The organism is Allocellulophaga tsushimaensis, assembly GCF_055383085.1.
Genome location: NZ_AP039451.1, coordinates 36,535 through 57,830 on the forward strand (window position 1 = coordinate 36,535; position 21,296 = coordinate 57,830).

At 29.8% G+C, this 21,296-nt stretch carries 16 protein-coding genes and 1 tRNA gene; 13 read left to right on the top strand and 4 right to left on the bottom strand.

Annotated elements, in window-relative coordinates; translation table 11 throughout:
- Positions 1 to 25 precede the first annotated feature (25 nt).
- A complete protein-coding gene (locus ACZ451_RS00175) occupies positions 26 to 2,215 on the bottom strand; it encodes a glutamine synthetase III family protein (protein ID WP_464215051.1) in 2,190 nt (729 codons plus the stop codon).
- 202 nt (positions 2,216 to 2,417) lie between these two features.
- Here ACZ451_RS00175 and ACZ451_RS00180 point away from each other — a divergent pair, with 202 nt between their 5' ends.
- Positions 2,418 to 3,440 (top strand): glutamine synthetase beta-grasp domain-containing protein, encoded by a 1,023-nt coding sequence (locus tag ACZ451_RS00180; RefSeq protein WP_464215052.1) that lies wholly within the window; start codon positions 2,418 to 2,420, stop codon positions 3,438 to 3,440.
- 87 nt (positions 3,441 to 3,527) lie between these two features.
- Here ACZ451_RS00180 and ACZ451_RS00185 read toward each other — a convergent pair whose 3' ends face one another.
- A complete protein-coding gene (locus ACZ451_RS00185; RefSeq protein ID WP_464215053.1) occupies positions 3,528 to 4,466 on the bottom strand; it encodes a calcium/sodium antiporter in 939 nt (312 codons plus the stop codon).
- A gap of 430 nt (positions 4,467 to 4,896) precedes the next feature.
- Here ACZ451_RS00185 and ACZ451_RS00190 point away from each other — a divergent pair, with 430 nt between their 5' ends.
- Complete coding sequence (locus tag ACZ451_RS00190) at positions 4,897 to 6,234, top strand: SPFH domain-containing protein (protein ID WP_464215054.1); 1,338 nt, start codon at positions 4,897 to 4,899, stop codon at positions 6,232 to 6,234.
- Positions 6,235 to 6,505: 271 nt separating this feature from the next.
- Complete coding sequence (locus tag ACZ451_RS00195) at positions 6,506 to 6,661, top strand: SsrA-binding protein (protein ID WP_464215055.1); 156 nt, start codon at positions 6,506 to 6,508, stop codon at positions 6,659 to 6,661.
- Positions 6,662 to 6,667: 6 nt separating this feature from the next.
- Here ACZ451_RS00195 and ACZ451_RS00200 read toward each other — a convergent pair whose 3' ends face one another.
- Positions 6,668 to 7,180, bottom strand: coding sequence for an adenine phosphoribosyltransferase (locus tag ACZ451_RS00200; RefSeq protein WP_464215056.1), 513 nt, complete (start codon positions 7,178 to 7,180; stop codon positions 6,668 to 6,670).
- Positions 7,181 to 7,274: 94 nt separating this feature from the next.
- Here ACZ451_RS00200 and ACZ451_RS00205 point away from each other — a divergent pair.
- The 4 genes from ACZ451_RS00205 to ACZ451_RS00220 all read left to right on the top strand — a co-directional run bounded on the left by ACZ451_RS00205 (position 7,275) and on the right by ACZ451_RS00220 (position 9,497).
- A tRNA-Arg gene (locus ACZ451_RS00205) sits at positions 7,275 to 7,348 on the top strand.
- A gap of 624 nt (positions 7,349 to 7,972) precedes the next feature.
- Positions 7,973 to 8,191: a helix-turn-helix domain-containing protein gene (locus ACZ451_RS00210; RefSeq protein WP_464215057.1), complete on the top strand. Its 219-nt coding sequence runs from the start codon at positions 7,973 to 7,975 to the stop codon at positions 8,189 to 8,191.
- A complete protein-coding gene (locus tag ACZ451_RS00215; RefSeq protein WP_464215058.1) occupies positions 8,188 to 8,511 on the top strand; it encodes a HipA N-terminal domain-containing protein in 324 nt (107 codons plus the stop codon). The genes ACZ451_RS00210 and ACZ451_RS00215 overlap by 4 nt, the downstream gene beginning before the upstream one ends.
- Before the next feature lie 2 nt (positions 8,512 to 8,513).
- Positions 8,514 to 9,497: a type II toxin-antitoxin system HipA family toxin gene (locus ACZ451_RS00220; protein WP_464215059.1), complete on the top strand. Its 984-nt coding sequence runs from the start codon at positions 8,514 to 8,516 to the stop codon at positions 9,495 to 9,497.
- Between the two features lie 2 nt (positions 9,498 to 9,499).
- Here the strand turns inward: ACZ451_RS00220 and ACZ451_RS00225 are convergent, their stop codons facing one another.
- Complete coding sequence (locus ACZ451_RS00225) at positions 9,500 to 9,967, bottom strand: JAB domain-containing protein (protein ID WP_464215060.1); 468 nt, start codon at positions 9,965 to 9,967, stop codon at positions 9,500 to 9,502.
- A 458-nt stretch (positions 9,968 to 10,425) separates the two neighbouring features.
- Here ACZ451_RS00225 and ACZ451_RS00230 point away from each other — a divergent pair, with 458 nt between their 5' ends.
- The 6 genes from ACZ451_RS00230 (at position 10,426) to ACZ451_RS00255 (ending at position 19,770) form a co-directional block, all read left to right on the top strand.
- Positions 10,426 to 11,718, top strand: a complete 1,293-nt coding sequence (locus tag ACZ451_RS00230; protein ID WP_464215061.1) for an ABC-three component system protein — start codon at positions 10,426 to 10,428, stop codon at positions 11,716 to 11,718.
- Positions 11,711 to 12,382, top strand: coding sequence for an ABC-three component system middle component 1 (locus tag ACZ451_RS00235; RefSeq protein WP_464215062.1), 672 nt, complete (start codon positions 11,711 to 11,713; stop codon positions 12,380 to 12,382). The genes ACZ451_RS00230 and ACZ451_RS00235 overlap by 8 nt, the downstream gene beginning before the upstream one ends.
- Complete coding sequence (locus ACZ451_RS00240; protein ID WP_464215063.1) at positions 12,379 to 14,718, top strand: AAA family ATPase; 2,340 nt, start codon at positions 12,379 to 12,381, stop codon at positions 14,716 to 14,718. Before ACZ451_RS00235 ends, ACZ451_RS00240 begins: the two co-directional genes overlap by 4 nt.
- On the top strand, positions 14,718 to 15,302 hold the full coding sequence (locus ACZ451_RS00245) for a GIY-YIG nuclease family protein (RefSeq protein WP_464215064.1): 585 nt from the start codon (positions 14,718 to 14,720) through the stop codon (positions 15,300 to 15,302). The genes ACZ451_RS00240 and ACZ451_RS00245 overlap by 1 nt, the downstream gene beginning before the upstream one ends.
- Before the next feature lie 132 nt (positions 15,303 to 15,434).
- The gene (locus tag ACZ451_RS00250; RefSeq protein ID WP_464215066.1) at positions 15,435 to 18,653 is read left to right on the top strand and encodes an SNF2-related protein; all 3,219 of its coding nucleotides are present in this window, start codon (positions 15,435 to 15,437) and stop codon (positions 18,651 to 18,653) included.
- Positions 18,654 to 18,744: 91 nt separating this feature from the next.
- Positions 18,745 to 19,770 carry a DUF4238 domain-containing protein gene (locus ACZ451_RS00255; protein WP_464215067.1) on the top strand — a complete coding sequence of 342 codons (1,026 nt, stop codon included), beginning with the start codon at positions 18,745 to 18,747 and terminating at the stop codon, positions 19,768 to 19,770.
- Positions 19,771 to 21,296: the final 1,526 nt, after the last annotated feature.

A 21,296-nucleotide genomic window follows, 5' to 3' on the forward strand; every position in this document is an offset into this window, starting at 1 on the left:
ATAAACTTTTACATAAACATAAATACTATTTCTGAAATAAAAGCTCTCTATATTTGGTTAATGGCCATAATTTGTTGTCCATCAATCGCTCTAGTTTATCACAATACGATCTAATCTCATCAAAATACGGCTTAACATTATCTGCATATGCAAAGGCTTTTTTATTAATATCTTTTAACGCATTTGCACTTTTACGGGCGTCTGTCATCATATCCGTTTTCTTTTTTAATGCCTCTAGATATTCCGCAATATGTTCTATAATGGTTAACTGTCCATCCGATACTTTTTTATGTGCAGCTCCATAAATATCCTTTAAACCTTGCACATTTTTTATAAGTTGGTTTTGATATTCTATAGCTCTTGGTATAATAAAATTATAAACCAACTCATTAAAAACTCTGCCTTCTATCTGTATTTGAAAAATATAGGTTTCTAACTCTACTTCTTTACGTGCTGCAACCTCAACTTCGCTCATCACCTTTGTAGCTTTAAAAAGTGCTAAACTATCTTTAGAAGTTAAAACCTGTAATGCTTCAGGAGTTGTTTTATGATTGCTTAATTTTCTTCTTTTTGCTTCTTTTTCCCAATCATCGCTATACCCATCTCCATCAAATCGAATTCTTTTAGAAGTCTTTATGTATTCACGTAAAACATTAAAAACAGCTTCATCTTTTTTAAGGCTTTTTTTATCTATTAATGCATCAACCTCTTTTTTAAAGTCTCTTAATTGCTTTGCTACAATTGCATTTAAAACCGTCATTGGCTTAGCACAATTGGTTTTGGAGCCTACGCCTCGCATTTCAAACTTATTTCCTGTAAAAGCAAATGGAGAAGTTCGGTTTCGATCCGTATTATCTAAAAGAATTTCTGGAATTTTCCCTACTACATTTAACTTTAATTCTGTTTTTTCCTCTGGTGATAATTTTCCTTGTGATACTCCTTCTAATTCATCCAAAACCCTACTCAATTGCTCACCAATAAAAATAGAAATTATAGCTGGCGGTGCTTCATTAGCACCCAATCTATGATCGTTGCTAGCAGATGCTATAGATGATCTAAACAATTCTTCGTATATATTTACCGCTTTTAAAGTATTGATAAAAAAGGTTAAAAACTGTAGATTTTTCATTGGAGTAGAACCTGGACTCAACAGGTTAACACCAGTATCTGTCATTAACGACCAATTGTTGTGTTTCCCAGAACCGTTTATTCCTGCAAAAGGCTTTTCATGAAAAAGTACTTTAAAATGATGTTTATTAGCAATCTTGTCCATAACATCCATGAGCAATAAATTATGATCTACTGCCAAATTAGCCTCCTCAAAAACTGGTGCAAGTTCAAACTGGTTTGGTGCTACTTCGTTATGCCTTGCTTTTACTGGAATTCCTAACTTAGTGCATTCTATTTCTAAGTCTTTCATAAAGCTTAATACCCGATCCGGAATTACACCAAAATAATGATCGCCTAATTGTTGTCCTTTTGGAGCTTCTTGACCAATTAAAGTCCTTCCTGTTAGTACAATATCAGGCCTTGAATACGCTAATGCTTTATCTATTAAAAAATATTCTTGCTCCCAACCTAAAGTTGCATTTACTTTAGAAACATTTTTATCAAAATATTTAGCAACGGCAGTCGCAGCTTCGTCTACGGCACTCAATGCTCGTAAAAGAGGCGCTTTATTGTCTAGTGCTTCGCCAGTATACGAAACAAATATTGTAGGGATGCATAAGGTTGTCCCATAAATAAAAGAAGGTGAGGTAGGATCCCAAGCGGTATACCCCCTAGCCTCAAAAGTATTTCTTATACCACCACTTGGAAAACTAGAGGCATCTGGTTCTTGTTGTACTAATTGTCCTCCACCAAATTTCTCTAAGGCTTTGCCATTTTCGGGCAGCAAATCAAAAAAGGCATCATGTTTTTCGGCTGTTGCTCCAGTTAAGGGTTGAAACCAATGCGTATAGTGAGTAGCCCCCATAGAAATAGCCCAAGCTTTCATAGATTCTGCTACTTGGTCCGCAATTTTCCGATCTATTTTAGAACCCGAAGAAATAGCAGCTTTAACACTTTCTAAAGCATCTTTTGTTAAGTATTGAAGCATGCGTTCTTCATTAAAAACATTTATTCCAAACAGCTCCGAACGCCTTCCTTTTTCTTCTATATTAATACGTGCTCTATCATGACTTTTAGAGATTGCATCAAATCTTATTTTAGACATATTTTCTACCTTAATATAACAGTTAGCAAAATTAGCGAATTATTAATTTAATCCTAAAAAAATAAATATTTTTCAAAATACCCATAAAAAAATAAGGGTATGCAAAATTATATCCGAAAAAAAGACATTTATACCCTTAAAAATTAGAACTATAAGCTAAAATAATTATTTTTGGAAAAAGTTTTTAATAACAAAAAATATTATGGCCAAAATTAAATTAGAGTATATCTGGTTGGATGGTTACAAACCAACTCAAAACTTACGAAGCAAAACCAAAGTTGAAGAACACGAAAATTTTAAAGGAACATTAGAAGAATTAGGAAATTGGTCTTTTGACGGTTCCTCAACAAGACAAGCAGAAGGCGGTTCTTCTGACTGTTTATTAGTTCCTGTTGCAATTTACCCAGATCCAGATCGTATTAATGGTTATTTGGTAATGACAGAAGTAATGAATGCCGATGGAACGCCACATGAATCAAATGGAAGAGCTACTATTGAAGATGAGGATAATGATTTCTGGTTCGGTTTTGAGCAAGAATATTTTATCATGGATACTAAAACACAACTACCTTTAGGTTTCCCTGTTGGTGGATATCCTGCACCACAAGGGATGTACTACTGTTCTGTTGGTGGAAAAAACACACATGGAAGATCTTTAGTTGAAGAACATGCAAACTTATGTATCGATGCTGGTTTAAATTTTGAAGGTATTAATCAAGAAGTTGCAAGTGGACAATGGGAATTTCAATTGTTTGCTAAAGGTGCTAAAAAAGCAGGAGATGAAATTTGGATTGCCAGATATTTATTAGACAGATTAACTGAAAAATATGGTTACTATATTGAGTATCATCCAAAACCACTTGGAAAAGATATGGATTGGAATGGTTCTGGTATGCATGCAAACTTCTCTAACACAACATTAAGAACTTGTGGAAGCCAAGAAGTTTATGAAAAAATATGTGAAGCATTTAGACCCGTTACTAAAGAGCATATTGCTGTTTATGGAGAGTTTAATGACCAACGTTTAACAGGTGAGCATGAAACGGCTTCTATTAATGACTTTAGCTATGGAATTTCTGATCGTGGAGCTTCTATTCGTATTCCAATTATTACAGTTGAGAAAGGATGGAAAGGTTGGTTAGAAGACAGAAGACCAGCTTCTAACGGAGATCCATATAAGATTGCTGCTAGAATAGTAAAAACAGTTAAAACTGCAAAAGTTTAACAACAAATTATTTCTTATACTTAGGAGTGCCAATGTTAGTTCATTGGCACTTTTTTTATAGAAATTTTTAAGTACTTAAAAATAAAACTATGCTATCGTCAAATAAACAAAACTGATGTAAATAGCAAGTAGCAATAGTCCTTCCCATTTTCCTAATTGCATCTTTTTGGGGAAAAATACTAAGGGAAGTATTAAAAATGAGATGCCTAACATCCAAAAGATATCATTCTCTAACAAACCTAAATCTTTTGCTTTTATTGGTGTAATAATAGAAGTAATGCCTAAAACAGCAAGAATATTAAAAATATTAGAACCTAGTAGATTACCAAGCGAGATGGCTTTCTCTTTTTTAATAATAGCGATAATAGATGCGGCAAGTTCTGGAATACTAGTCCCTACAGAAACAACAGTTACTGCAATAATACGCTCGCTAACACCAAAAGCGTTTGCCATACCAACAGCACCATTTATTAATAATTCTGAACCTCCCCATAAGGCAACACCACCGAGTATTAAATATAAAGCTGTTTTATAATTCGGTAATAACTCATCGTCTTCTGGTAGCTCGTCTTCTACAGCAGTTTTTTGAAAACGGAGTAGGTATACTAAAAATGCACAAAGTGCTACAACCATTATAATACCTTCATACTGCTGTATTTCCTGATCCCAATAAATGAAGCAAAAAAACAATACAGAAGCAAGCATCATTACAGGCCAATCTGTGGTATAAAAACTTTTCTTAACCTTAATAGTTCCTAATATGACTGTAATACCCAATACAAGACCAATATTTGCAATATTAGAACCTACTACATTTCCTAAAGCTAAATCTGGAAAACCGTCTAAGGCAGCTTTTATACTCACAATTAATTCTGGAGCAGAAGTTGCAAAAGAAACCACTGTCATCCCAATTACTATTTTAGGAATATTTAAACGTAATGATAAAGCTACTGCTGACTTTAGTAACCAATTTCCGCCAAAAATTAAAAGTAGTAAGCCTAAAACAATATATAATAAATCTTGCATTGTTTAATTTTTTGAGCAAATATAGTAGAAATAACAACTCCGTTTTTGTATTCACAATGAATACTTATTTATACCATATACACATAAATTATATTCTTATTTTTTAGCAAATTATTTTTAGGCAAAAAAATGAAATGAACAAAATAGCCCTATTTTTAAATGAAAACTCCCTTGCATTTTAGAAAACAAACCAAAATAGCCCTACAATTGTTTCAAATTAAAACAATATATACATTTTAATATTACATAATATAACTTTATTTAAGATATACTTAAAAATATTGAAATACAATTCATTTTTTCAGTTACATAATCGTATTCAAATGTAATAAATCGTATGGTAAAATTTGGAACATATAATCTCAATCCTATATATTGATTGAATAATCGATTATCACACACAAATTACTAACCTTTAATACTATACATTATGATAACATACTTAGGAATTTTAATTATTATTATTGGATTGTTAACTTTATTTGTAAAACCGTTTCAAAAAAATATTCCTTTTTTAAAAGCAATTACTACAAAACGTAGTATTCAAATTGCATTAGTTGGTTTTGCTATGAGCATTATTTCTGGAGCCTTCTTTTATGCAGAGCCTGGAACCGCATATGCCGTACAATACCCTTGGGGTGGGCAAAAGGCTGTTTTTAATCAAGGGATTCATACCAAAATGTGGGGACGATTGATTCCATTACAATTTGAAATGCCTATAAAATATGTTATTCCTGAGCAAGATGGTGCTTTAGGTGACCAAAGTGAATATGCTAATGTTGATGCTGCTAAATATTGGGCTTTTAGTGATGCCGTTAAAGCCAGAATAGCAACGTCTGTAGTCATCAGTATTAATACCGATGATGATGCCCAATTTCTTTCTGTTGCAGGTAGAAATAAAACAGAGCAGAATATGATTCGCTCTCGTATTATACCCAATATAGACCAGTCTATTAAGAACACCTGTAAATTAATGGATGCTCAAGATTATATTTCGGGACAAGCTTCTGATTTTGACCGTTATTTTAAAGATCAGTTAGAAAATGGAATGTATGTTTTGGAAGAATATGCAGATAACCAGACTAGAGAAATTATTGGAGATAGTAGCGTTATTAGAACAATAGTTAATAAAGACACCAAAAAGAAAAGGTTTCGCATACAAATTAAAAATGGAGAACCAGTTCGTGAAAAAGGTAACTCTTTAAAAGCTTATGGTCTTACTGTAATACAAGCTGTAGTAACAGAAATTGATTGGGAAGAAACTTTTGATAACCGCCTACAATTGCAAAAAGAAGAAGTAGCGCAAACGCAATTAGAAAAACAACAAGCAGAACGCCAATTCTATAGAGCACAAAAAGAAAAGGCCAGAGGTGAAGCAGATAAAGCAACAGAAAGGGCTAAACTAGAAAAAGAGCAAATACAACAAACTATTACAGCTGAAACTGAAGCAAAAGTTGCTGAATTCAATTTAATTAAAGAAAAGAAACAGTTTGAAGTAGAAAAGTTTAAAGCTTTAAGTAAAAAAGTTTCTGCTGATGCTGAGGCATACCAAAATGCAAAATTAGTTAGTGCTGGTCTTACACCACAAGAACGTGCAGAATGGAATTACAAAACATCTGTTGGTGTAGCTAAACAACTAAAAGAATTGAACCTTCCTGAAATATTTATTGAAGGAAATAATGGGAAAAACACTAATGGAAATCTTCTGGAATCTTTAATTGGTGCAGATTTAGCAAAAAAGATGATGGAAAATAACACTGAAAAATAATTAATAAAAACACTAATTACAAAACCTAAAAACAAGTATTAACCTTTAAACACACAACTATGATTATTCTTGCAAAACTATTATTGTTATTAACGCTGTCACTGATCATGACTTTAGCGTAAGAAGAATCATATAGGCCTATATATTCAAAATTATTTACAACTTAAACGCTCATCAAAACCAGAAGAGATTCAAAAGCTTGCCTTAAGGCAGGCTTGTTGATGAGCTTATTTTAATCTTTTCTTTTATATTTGTTAAAACCAACCGAATCATGAAAAAATCATTTTTCAAACTTTTAGCAAAAATAAATAAAGTGCTTTTACCTTCTTTTTCTAAAAAACGATTAGATTTAGCAAAAGCTTCTAAATTTCAATTGGCTATTATTGGATGGCGGTATTATGTGACTACCAATGCCATCTGTTCCTAAAACTAGTTAATAATGGATTAAAGATTTTATAGGGTATTGCTTAATTTTTTCTCTTCCATTTAAAAAGTCTAATGCTACTAGAAAATTACATTGTACAATTTCTCCTCCTAATTGTTCTATAAGTTCACAAGCTGCTTTTGCTGTACCCCCAGTTGCTAAAACATCATCATGCAATAAAATCTTATCTCCTTTAGCAATACTATCGGTATGCATTTCTAAAGTATCTGTACCATATTCTAACTGATAGGTAGTACGCATCACTTCTGATGGTAATTTTCCTGGCTTTCGGATTGGAATAAAACCCGCATTTAACTTCGTTGCTAATAAAGATCCAAAAAAGAAACCTCTACTCTCTAAGCAGACTACCTTGTCTATTTTTTGACCTTCTAGTAAAGAAAATAATGCATTTGCAGCTTTTTTAAATGCTGTAGCATCTTGCAATAGTGGTGTAATGTCCTTAAAAACAATCCCTTCTGATGGAAAATCTTTAACGTCTCTTATATATGATTTAAATTCCATTTATTTATCCTTAGTTATTTTGTGTTAAATTTAAAAAGAAATATATTTGCAGCCCTAAATAAGGAGTATAATATGCCTTATTCTGGAAATATAAGGCCTCGTGGCGCAACTGAATAGCGCATCTGATTACGGCTCAGAAGGTTACAGGTTTGAATCCTGTCGAGGTCACGGATAAATCACAAAAAAGTGAATTGCGAAGCGAGTTTCAAAAATGAAGTTCGCTTCTTTTTTTGAAAATTGAGAAGTGATTCTTTTTGTGATTTTCAAAGCGGAGCTTTATCAGGAAAGACAAAGTCAATCCTGTCGAGGTCACAGATAAATAGTTCAATTAAGAAAAAACGCCAAGCTTGCTTGAGCGTTTTTTTATTTGAATTATTTTCAAAGCGGAGCTTTGCAGAACGTGAGAAGCCACTCCTGTCGAGGTTATGGATAAATATTCAATAGAAAAATTCTGGATAATCTAAAAAATAAGAATTCTATATTTTTGATCACCTCTGAAGTTAATACTAAAGACTTTTATATTGGCATTAAAAGATTTTGCTGAGGCATTTGTTAGACTAGATACGTAAATATGTATATATTGATATATACTATATAGTTATTTATTCGAATAAGAATCATTTATATAGTTTCAGGGAAGGTAATTTAAACTTATCAAAAAGAGCTATAAACTACACTATTGGGTTACTATTACAGGATTTAAAAACATTTCTACACAAAAGTGCATTAAAATACACTATTTGTTTTATTCTTAAATAATATTTTATATATTAGCGCAAAAAGAGCCGTATAATGCACTTTAAGGATTTAATTATAGCTATTAAGAAGCGTAGAGCAATGCTTCAAGTTACACAGGAAATGTTGTCAGAGCTTTCGGGTGTGGGGCTTCGTACCCTAAAGCAATTTGAAAGTGGAAAGGGAAACCCTACTATACAAACATTACAAAAGTTAGCAGATGCCTTGGGCTTAGAACTTACGCTTCAAGTTAAATCACTAGATAATAAATCATGAGAGAGGCAAGGGTTTTATATAAGAAAGAAGTATCAGGTAAACTTTCCCAGTTAGATGATGGAAGCTTTATTTTTAAATATACGGATCAATGGTTTGAAGCCAGTAATAAACCAGCAATAAGCCTCACTTTACCTAAGACTAATCAAGAATACCGTTCAGCTTACTTATTTCCTTTTTTTTACAATATGCTTCCAGAGGGAACTAATAAAGAGGTGGTTTGTTTTGAAATGCGTATTGATAAAGATGATGTATTTGGCTTATTGCTAAATACTGCGGAACAAGATACGATAGGTGCAGTAACCATTAGAAAGATAGATTAATAATGAGTGTAACAATAAAATATTGTCCTGGCACACTAAAAGAGGGTTTTAGCAACTATAGCCCTTTGGCATTAAAAAAAATGTTTGGAGGGAGAAAAGTAAGCCCCCTGTTACCCTATAAATCTCCTGCTAATAATAGTATTGCTGAAGAATTATTTAAAGAGAACCAAAAACGAATATCTATCTCTGGTGTACAAGAAAAATTTTCTGTTGTACTGGATAAAAACAAATTACGCTTAATCGCCGAAGCGGAACAGGGGCAATACATTTTAAAACCAATTCCTAATGTTGGAAAAAAGAGATCACAAATGCCTGCTAATGAACATTTAACCATGCAAATTGCAAGCCAGGTTTTTACTATTGAAACTGCCGATAATGCCTTAGTTTTTTTTAAGGATGGAACACCTGCCTATCTAACAAAACGATTTGACGTTACAGGTAATGGTAGCAAATTAGCTCAGGAAGATTTTGCTTCATTAGCGCAGCGAACTCCACAAACACATGGGAGTGATTTTAAATATCTCGGGAATTATTTTGAGATTTTCGAATTGTTGAAAAAGTATGTCCCCGCCTACAAGGTAGAAGCTATTAAACTATTTAAGCTAATAGTATTCAATTATTTGATGTCTAACGGAGATGCACATTTCAAAAATTTTTCTTTGATAGAAACGCCTTTGGGTGACTTTAAATTAAGCCCTGCTTATGATTTATTGAATAGTAGAATACATATTGAAGATAAAGACTTTGCCTTAATTGATGGGCTATTACCCCTGAATAGGACAAAAGGTAAAGTAACAGAACAATTTTACACCTTGGCAGAACTCACTGGGTTATCTAAAAAGCAAGTCGATAAACTATTTATAGATATTACTGCTAAGCAAGAACAGGTTTTATCGTTAATAGATGCTTCATATCTTGATGAAAAAACAAAAAGAGAATATGCGCAAGCTTATCAGACCAGATTAAATAAATTAAAAAGAAAATAGTTTTAATCTATATCTCCATTATCACTTAAAGAATAATAATGTTCCCGAGTTACAATAAGACTATCCAAATATTTTAGTCCTACTTGGGTACAAGCATTCTTTAGTTCACATGAAATAACAATATCCTGAACTGAGGGTTTTATTTGCCCAGAAGGATGATTATGCACCATAATAATCGCTCTTACTTTTAAGACCAAAGCATGTTGTAAAATTTCCCTAATAGGAACAGAAACAAAACTATCCCCACCAATAGCATGTAAAGATACATTCACTACATTGTTATTATTATTCAAATAAATAACACGTACCTCCTCTTTATTATCCATATTTACCGCATAGTATGGTCGTATAAACTCATAAGCAGATTGAGAGTTTGTAATCTTAAACGTGGGTAAAGTAGTTCTTTCATATGTGATTTTTAAATCTCCTATAAAATGTTTAAAAGTGGCGATGCGCTTTATGGTTTTCATATGCTTACAAGAATAAAAGGATTAACGGCGATTTTGCTTGTTATCATTGGATTCCCAACTACTTAAAGATACCGCTATATCTACCGAAAAGCCCGTAAAAACTACTGTTTTTACACCTTTTTCTTCTTTTCCCCTAACCACAAAAAGCACCCCTTAGGGTGCTTAAGTTTTTCTATTGAAAACTTATTAATATATCACAAATAGAACATTCAGTACAAGGGTCTAAAAATTAAATATTGAATTTATTTCTAGAGTATAATAAGTTCTAAAATAGATACTTGATAATATAATTTATAAATTTGGCAAGTAATTTCTTAATTAAAATGTTTGTTTTTCAATAAATTAAAACGATTTTTACTTATCCCCTAAAAATGCACATATTGATTATGTGATTTTCCGTAAAAAATGTTAAGCAACTAATATTATTTTTAGAACACATATAGTGATTATAAAAAACAATGACCCGATTAATAGACCCTAATGATATCCACACAGCAGCCGCAACTTGGAGTGGTTTTATATATCAAGGTAAAGTAGCATTATATCATGTACTACATTTACTAAATATAGATTCTAATATTTCAGAATATAGTGTTCAATTAGATTCATTAGAGGACTTTGCAATCACAAAGTTAGTTGATGGACAAATAACAACAGTAACATTGCATCAAGTAAAAGCTATGAAAAGTAATTTATACTCTTCATATAAAGAAGCTTTTGAAAAATTAGAAAAAAGATTAGTTGACTTCCCTTGTAATGGTGCCTATTTTCATTTAGCAGTAAAAAATGAAAAGACAATTGAGGAAATTAAAGAGACACATCCTGGCATTGATATTTACAATCAATATGGTGATAATGGTTACTGTGGTCTAGATGAAATTGATATAAAATGTAAGGAACAAATTTCTACATTTTTAAATAACAATGGATTAGATCACCATAATACTCCTGAAAACTTAGAATTACTTAAAAATAATTTAGAAGCTTTAATCTCTAGTCAAATTATAACAATACACAGTAAAAATCATAAAGAGGATTTACCAATAAGGCAAGGAGCATATCATTTGATAATACCTTTATCTGATTTTGAAGATCAGATCCGGATAGATCCACAAACTCTACTAAGTGATGAATATTACATTTTTTTGACCAAAAAGTTGTTAAATCAATACCACTATGAATTTTGCATAGAAACTCAAGAAGACATTGAGGAGGATGGAGATATAATGACAGACGCACAAAAAGAAAAATTAAGCAATTATCTACAGCAAATTAATGCACTCGATAAAGCTGGTATATTAAAATTCATTACCTCTCTTTTACCAAATAGAAAAATACAGTTTAATGACATAATTGATTTTAAAGATGGAAACATACAAAAAGATGAATTCAAAGGAGCGTTCTTAAAAATCTTATTTCAATTAATAGAGCCAATAGGTAAAATAGGCAAAAACTTAACTTGGATGGATGCTAACAAACTAAAATATACAGCTACCGCCATAAATCAAGGTTCTTCTAATACTAAAGATTTATGTAAAAATATTTATAAGAACATAAATGATACTGATATTGAAATACCGTACGAGTCCGATAAATTAATAACATCTGATATTGATGTAGAGAGCATTAAAGAAAATCTTAATATTCAAAATTACATAGGAGATGAAAACCCTGTTAAAAATAATATCACAAAGTGGAGTGATATAGGTTTGGTATCTCTTGAAAAAGCAAAGCAAAAATTAAATGAATGAGTTAATTAATAAACTATTTTTAAATGAAGGGTTTGAGAGTGTTAAAATTCATTCAAATACCTTTTTTCAAAAAAATATAGAAAACATTTCCTATTACTGGTTAGTAGTAGAAATAGATACACTTTCCTCTGTATTGGAATTTCAAGATAAGTGGTTTGAAGAATGTAAAGAAGTACTTCAACTTAAAGATTTTGATAAAAACACTTCACTATTATTGCTAACTGAGATGCAAGATAGTGTGGATTGGAAAAGAGAGGTACTAAGTATAGAAGAAGATCCATTTCAATTTAAAAAATATGTTTTAGGATATACAAATGAGAAGTTGGAAGAATTATTATCAAATTCAGAGAATGGAACCCCTGAAGCAATTAAAAATTTAATTGTTGATGATACAACATTTAAAGAATATAAAGAGACCTATTCAGAATATACTTGGCATAACTTATTGTATACAATTTCTCAGAAGTTACCCTTTATAAAACTAGGCATCACTTCTGAAAAAGGATTGGAAAACCTATTTGAAAAATCTAAGGAAAACTTATCCTCAAAAGAATTATTGAGTGACTTTGAGTTAATCGACGAAAGACTGACAATAGAACAAATATCTAATCTCAAGGAGTTAAACTTTGATGAGTTGCACTCTCTTATTACTGATGAAGAATGAGCATAAAAATTAAAAAATTATATCTTAAAAATTTTAAAGTATATACAGAAAAAGTATTTGATTTTAGTGATGTTTCTCTTACTGTTTTTGATGGTTCTAATGGTTTTGGGAAGACAACCATTTTTGATGCAATAGAGCTTGTTTTTACAGGAACTATAAGAAGGTACGACTCTTTAAAAAATATGCTAATAGATGAAAGAGAAACCAGAAATGAGAATCCTTTATATAATATAAATGGTGATGGTTCTTCAATTACTTTAAAAGTTCAGTTTGAACATGAAGGCACAGATTACTTTATAGTCAGACAAACAAAAGGTAAAGAAAGTTTAAGTACAATCTTAAATTTCAATGATTTTAAACTCTACACCATCAATAATTTTGAAGAAGATGTTATAGAAGAAAACATAAAAGAAAATGATTATATAATTCAATTTTTAGGCGGTAGTTATAAGAGCGATTTTGAGTTTTTAAATTACATAGAACAAGAAGATAGTCTCTATTTATTGAAAGCAAATGAGAGAGAAAAAAAGAATAGTATTAGCTACCTTTTTAATACTGGGGACTTTGAAAATAAAATTCAAAAATTTATTGATCTAAGTAAAGTGTTAAAAAACCATAATGATGGCTTCAACAAAAAAATAGAGGATGTAAATGAAGAAATAAAAATATTAAAAGAAGAAGTGATTGATGAAAAGGAAGTGCCATATCAAGCACTTTTTGAAAATGAAGATTACAGTTGGGATGCAGAACAATTAGATTTTAATAAAATACCCTATAAGTTTCTTCTGGATTCTGAGCAAGGATTATTGATTAAGCTAGAAAATATAGTAACCAATAAAACACCATTTATCGATAGCCTATATAACACAAAGTTGAATACAGTTTTAGGTAATAAAGAGGCTATCACCAGACTATATTATTATGACCATTTTGTTAGTAATAGTGAGAGATTATTAGAAGAAAAAGAAATTGTTGAAGTTGTTACTAAATTAAGAATAGAATTGAATCAATTCACTTTTGAAAATTTAATAAGTGACAAGTATGATATTAATGAAAAGATTAAAAGAGAATTTAATTCAATAAAAGTCATAGAGGATTACGAACAAAAGCTTGAAGAATTAAAAATTATATATAAAAACTCTGATAGCACCTCTAAAATATATAATAATGTGCTCTCTGCAAGAGACGTTTTGAAAAATCATTTAATCGATTTTCATAGTACTATTGAAAAAACAGGAATATGTCCTTTATGTGGTAATAATTGGGAGAAATCAGACAACTTACTACAAGAAATAGAAAAACAAAAAATAGAATTAAAAGCCTTAAATGATGATATAAATTCTGATTTAGATGATCTAAAAAAATCATTCATTGATAACCAGGTAAAAGAGTTACAAGAATTCTTTGAACGTTCGTTTAACGATTTTATATACAATAAGGAATATTTTAAAGATGATTTTTTTGAGGAAGATTTAAAAAAAGAAGATTTAGAATTTAAGGATGTATTAGAACAATTAAATATTGAATATTCAGAATATATCTCGAAAGAAAATTTTCTAGGAGATAATGAGGAGGAAGAAATAGAGGAGTTAGTAATATATCTTAGAGATCAATTAAAAGAGTATGACGAAACCTTAATAAAATCTTATTTTAAGGATATATTCAATACATATTTCAAAGAAAGCATTAGCGACTTACAGCAAATTAAAATTGATGAAATCTTAAACAAAAAAACTTACATAAGGTATAGATATTCTATATATCAAAATGAAAGTTTAAAAGTCAAAAATGAGATCATTACTAATACAGAATCACTAAAAGCTAAATGTGAAGCATCCCACACTAAGGTTAATAATATAATAGGGTCTTTAAAAGAAACTTTAAAATGGTATAATAATCAGTTAATAAAAGACATAGAATTACTATTTCATATTTATTCTGGTAGAATTGTACAAGATTTTTATGGAGGTCTAGGGTTATTTATTAAAAACAAAAACGATAAAATAAAGTTTGTTACCAATCCAGATAAAACTTATGATGCGGTTTTTTCTATGAGTAATGGACAACTATCTGCTTTAATAATATCTTTTACACTTGCATTAAATAAAAAATACTCATCCAATAAATTATTACTTATAGATGACCCTGTACAATCTATGGATGATATGAATACGGCAGGTTTTGTAGAAGTGTTAAGAAACGATTTCAGTGATACTCAAATATTTCTATCCACACATGAACAAGCAATGTCGACTTATGTAAGATATAAGTTTAAAAAATTTAATATCAATTCAAAAAGGATAGACTTGCGAGATGATAATAACATTGTTCAATAATGGGAATAAACGAACCAAAAATAAAATTACAATCTGATTGGGGTAAAAATTTTGTCGTTCCCGATATTAGAACTTATTATGAAATAACGGAAAAGTTTGAAGAGAATTTAATTAAGCTAACAGATCTTGATAATAGATTTACAGTCAAAGACTTTTTTGGAGGTGGTATTGGGTTTTCTTCATCAAGAAATAAATTAAAGAAGACTTTTAGAGTATTAGAAAACCAAGAAGATTTTCAAGGCATTTATGTGTTCTACCACAAAGAAGAACCATTTTACACAGGTCTATCAAGAGGTGTATTAAAAAGAATTCAGCAACATATAAAGGGAAGAAATCATTTTACATCATCATTATGCTATACAATGGGAGCGCAATGGTATCAGGAAAAACATCATAAAAAACATATAGGAGGTAGAGGGGCATTAAACTTCAAAATCTATTCTGAACCTTTTAAAAGATTACTTAAAGAAAAGACATCGGCAGCTATTTTACCTATAGAAAGTCCTGTTGAACTTTATCTTTTTGAGTGTTTTGTAGCTATTACATTAGAAACTCAGTACTACAATAAGTTTGAAACACATTAATGAAATAGTTATATGACCAGAATATTAAATAAAATAGCTAAAGAAAGGCAATTTGAAAAATAAATTTTTCAAATTGGTTATAACTATATTTTACGAAGTTAGAAAGTACAGAAACTCTAGATTTTATTACTCATGACACAGTATTCACTTTTTGATCAAAATATTCATTATCAGGTAGAGCTGTGGCCCAAACAAGAAGATTTCCCTCTTAACTTGAAAGAGTATAATAGAACTGTTCAAAAAATACTTGAAGAGGATATAGATACAAGTAGAGAACTAATTGTAATCACAGGTTTCACTTCTCTTTCTCATCTTATCGATACTTTTGGGAATAGAGATTTCAAAAAGTTGAAAAAAGTTAAAATTGTATTAGGATTTGAACCTAATGCTATTGGAAGAAAAAGATATCATGTTTGGCCACTTGAGAAAGAAATTAAAGAATACTGGTTAAAAAAAGGACTTTCAATTCTTTCTGGTGGTAGTGTTATGAATTTAATTAAACAAATAGAAGATAATAAAATTATTATACGTTTTTTTGAAAGACAACACTCTAAGATATATGTTAGCAATAGAATGGCTATGTTAGGTTCTTCCAATTTTAGTAAAAATGGACTTAACATTCAAACAGAAGCTAATACAAGATTTTCTAAAGAATATGAATTAAAAAAATATAATGAGACAAAACTAATAGCGGAAAATTACTTTGACAGAGCACAAGATTATCCGCAAATAATTCAACTATTAGAAAAGTTAATAAAACAAGTTGATTGGAAAGATGCGTTAGCAAGAGCTATAACTGAAGTTCTAAATGGTGATTGGTTAGACGAATATAGTTTATTAATGTCTAAACTCGAAAAAACAAATCTTTGGCCTACACAATGGAGAGGACTAGCTCAAGCCATTTCAATTTTACAAGAAAACTCCAATGTGTTAATTGCAGATCCTACAGGAGCAGGAAAAACAAAACTATGTTCAACAATCATTCTAGCTTTAAAAAACTGGTTATGGGAAACAGGTCGAAGACATAAAGATAACTCCTTAATTATTTGTCCTCCTTTAGTAGTCAAAAAATGGAAAAAAGAATTTTTGAATCTCTCAACTGTAACCAATAACCAAACATCATCTGGAATATTAAGTAATGCGAAAAAACAAAAACTAGAAGAAGCTTTACAAGAACTAAAACTTGCAAATATTTTAGCCATAGATGAAGCCCATAACTACTTGAACTTATCCACAAAACGTAGTGAGGCTATTCGTAAAAATAGTGCTGATTTTAAAATTCTAATTACTGCGACTCCTATTAATAAAAAAATAAATGATTTGCTTAAAATTGTCGAATTACTTGATATTGATAATCTAGATGACGTTAGTTTCAAAGCTTATTCAGAACTGAAAAAAAAGCCAGGTTTAGAAAATGAAGCTAATATTGAAATGCTCAAAAGTTTTGTTAGCAAGTTTACTGTGAGACGCACAAAATCTGTCATTAACAAACAAATAGACAGAGAGCCTGAAAAATATAAAAATGCATTAAATAATGAATGTAAATTTCCTTTTCAAAATACAAAAACTTATGAGACAAAGGAAACAGAAACAGATATTAAAATAGTACTTAAAATAAATGAATTATGTAAGAAAATAAAAGGAGTTACCTATCTCAAAAAAATAAATAAGCCAAAGTTTGATTTACCCGAAGAAGGTAAACAAAATTATATAAACAATAGAATTACTGCATCTCAAAAATTATCTATTTATATGATACGTTCTAGATTGAGATCATCTAAAGTTGCGTTACTTGAACATATTTTAGGACTCAATAAAGTATTAAGCATAATGAAATTTGATTGCCCTAAAAAACAAAAAAACAAAATCAAATTAGAAGAAATAGACAAATTAATACAGTCAGATAAAACACCTACAATTAGCAGAATATTCAAAGACTGTGAGAAACCAAGTTGGCTAATAGATAAAAAGGAATACATTCAATCTTGTAAAGAAGAATATGAAATCTATAAGGAGATAGCAAAATTAACTGAGCAATTATCCAATAGTAGAGAACTGGGTAAAATAGAAACATTAGTACAACAATTAAAAGGCCATACTAAGATTATAGCTTTTGATAGTTCAGTTATTACCCTTAACTATTTCAAACATTTAATTAAGAGAAGCTATCCAAATATAAAAGTATTAGCGGCGACAGGAGCCAATAAAAAAGACAGTGAACAAGTTTTGGAATACTTTCATTTAACTTCTAAAAATAAAGATGTTATAATTGCACTTTGTTCTGATAAAATGTCCGAAGGAGTAGATTTACAGTTGGCTTCAGCAGTAACCCTTTTAGATTTACCAAGTGTTATTCGTATTGTAGAACAACGTTTAGGACGGGTTGATAGAATGGATACACCTCATAAATCTATCGATATTTATTGGCCTATAGATTCGAAAGAATTTTCACTTAATGGAGATAAAAGATTATTAAAATTAAATGAAATAATTTCTGAAATGTGGGGTTCAAATTTTCAACCACCTAATGAACTAAAGCACAGACATTTCGGAAATGTAGATAGTATAGAAGATGTTATTAAAGAATTTGAAGATTATATTTCTGAAGATAGTTCTTGGGAAGGAATTCATGATAGTTTTAAGCCAATTATGGATTTAAAAGAAGGTAAAAAAGCTTTAATAACAGAAGATGAATATAATGTCTATGAAGGAATAGTACAAACTATAAAAACTAAAGCTAGCTTTGTAAGAACTAATACAGAGTGGTGCTTCTTTTGTACTCGTGGAGATGGCAACAAGAATCCTAAATGGTATTTTATAAAGCCAAATTCTGAAAAAGAAATCTACACAGAATTTCCTGAGATTTGTGAACAATTGAGGTTGCATATTTCCAAAAAAAGCGATCAAGTGAAGTGGAATGATAAATACCTAAGAAAATATTTATCGATACTTCAAGACAAAGAAATAGAGTTATTATCAGCAAAAAAAAGAAGAGCGCTAAAAGTGTCAGAATATATACTTAAAGAAAAGCTAAAAGACAAGACGATAGACTTGAATTACAAATTAAAAATAAGGGAGTTATTGAAATTATTCCATCCAAAGAAACGAGACGTTGACTTTGAAGCTTATGCAAAATTATGGATAGATATTTTGCAACCTTTTTTAGATGCAAAAAGAAATAGATATAAAACTAATAGACTTGTATTCAATTTGAATAGTTTAAAAACAAAAACAGAAATTAAGCGCATAAGTATAGATTTAAAAACACTTGATTTTATTTTAAATGAATTGCCCGTACACGAAAATATAGATCATAAGATTGTAGCTTGTATAGTTGGAGTACCTGAATAAGCTAATGAAATCATTTATATTAAATATTTATAAAAAATAAGTTTTAAACGGTTTTAAAAAATAATTTTATAAGTTAAAATACTTCTATTTTATGAGTAAAAAGAAAAAGCATCATTATATTCCACGTTTTTATCTAAAGAGGTTCTCAGTTAATAGTGGTGGAAAATTCTTGAGCTTGTATAATCTTAAAAATAAAGTCTTTGTTAAAAAAGCCACCTTGAAACATCAAGCATATAAAAATTATATTTATGGTAAAGATGATGAAGTAGAAAATGCATTAGCCTCTATGGAAAGTGAAGTAGCTAAGATGTTTTATTATTGGACAGAGGAAAAAATACTTATCCCACCACCTCCAGAAACTAATGGTTTCAAATTATTAAAGCAATTTATTTTATATCAATCTTTTAGAACTCCTAAGTCTGGGAGTGATATCATGAAAGCTCTTAATAAAAGTCTAAAAAAAGTAATAAAAGAGTTTAAACCTGACTTATGGGAGGATTTTAAAGATAGTAAACTGTCACATGAAAATCCAGAATTATTAGGGCTTTTAAACTCAATCAAACACACACAACTTTTAAATTTTCTCAATTGTAAATTCTTGGTTAATTTATCATTACTTCCCTTTATCACATCAGACTCACCAGTTATATACTACAATCAACTACTGGAAAAAGCTGATAATTATATTGGAGCAACAGGCTTAGTTACTAAAGGACTTCAAATTTTTTACCCAATTCACCCTAGATTGATGATATGTTTATATGATCCAGAGGTATACGATTTTGGAGAAGACAATGAAGATTGTAGTTCCACAGAGTCAATAGAAGATGTGCATAATTTAAATGGTTTACAACTTATCAATTCTCAATCACAATTATTTTTTAATCAGTATGTTTCTGAAGAATATATCGTTCATTTATGCAATGATTATGAAAAATATCAAAGGTCTCCAAAAAACATAAATGAAGTCATTAATTATGATAACAGAAAACTTTTTTTTACTAGTTCTGAAAGCGTTCATATTGATTTAGAATTAAGTTTCTTTAAACTTAAAGTAGACCCGAGTAACTTTAAAAATGAAATAGCACCTTTAAGACACCCATCATTTAATAGATAATTAGATAATATTAAAAGAATCTGTCGTCATAAATAATTTTATAAAAATTAATAAGACTTAAACTCTTTTAATATCATGAGATTTATTGATAATAATTTCAATATCTTCCTTTAAAAAGTTCGAACTCTGTCCTTCTAAGGTCACGGATAAATCACAAAAAAGTGAATTGCAAAGCGAGTTTCAAAAATGAAGCTCGCTTCTTTTTTTGAAAATTGAGAAGTGATTCTTTTTGTGATTTTCAAAGCGGAGCTTTATCAGGAAAGACAAAGTCAATCCTGTCGAGGTCACAAGTTTAACTCTCAAAAAGAGTCAAAACCCTGCAAATAATATAATTCGCAGGGTTTCTTGGTTTTTAGACCATAATTTAAAATGATTTGATTTGATATTAAATGGCAACAAATCGACATCAGAAAAACTAAATCGACAACATTGTTGTCGATTAGAATTGTGAAGAAATTAATACTCGATATAGTTGATTTGACTTTCGTCTTACTAAATGTTTAATTTAAAAGACAACAACTATGAGAATATTATATTTACAATTCTTTTCTGTGCCTATATTTTACGTACTAAAGAAAATCTAATCAGTCTTTGTATTAGGATTACAGTAAACGGAAAAAATTAAATAGGTCTTTTAGTAAAACTTCTGTTCAATTAAAATAATATGTAACGCTTTCCGATAGAAGTTTACTTGAACTCAATAAAATTATACAATCCAATATGGAAAGATTTTTTAACGTTTAAAAACAATCATATGATAATCAATAAGTTAACTTCATACTGCAAGCAATATACGTTACGAAAACGTAGCAAAATAGCTCCTGTACGATTTAAATAAAAACCATAAAACTTGTTTCACTTATTTCATTTACATCTAAATCTAATGAAAAAGAATAACTTATAAAACAAAATTTTTATATCGTGACTAATAGAAGAATGGGTACTGCTAAAACTGATGTTTTTAAAAAGCAATACAAATTAGAATATGCTTTAGAACATCAAAAAGAATATAACAAAAAAGGGGGGAAACACTTATTTTGACGGATAATCAATTTACTTTCTGAAATGGCGTCATAACAAAACACAAAACTTTAAACATTTATGTTACATCTGATATTTAAAAACATAGAAGGAGTATAAAAATGGTAAAAATACAAAGATTTCATTGTAAACTGCTCCAAACCTAACTGAGTAGCTAAAGTTTCAAACAAAACGAAAATAAATATTTACACCAAAATTATTGATTGAAAAAAGTAGTTACTTAAAAAATAAAAAATAGTTATAAAGCTTAAAACTCAGAAAAATATTTATTCTACCAAACAATTAGTTTTACATATTGTAGAGATAAATAAAAAGGAGATTGATAATACTTTTGGTACTCCAGTTCTTATACGAAGCATAGGACATAGATGTAAACAAAATACATATAAAATTTCTTAGCAAATCACAAACACCTTAAAGAAAAGAAGAATAGTGTTGCCTTATACCATGAGATTATTACTATTCGCAAAAATGATCGTAAATTG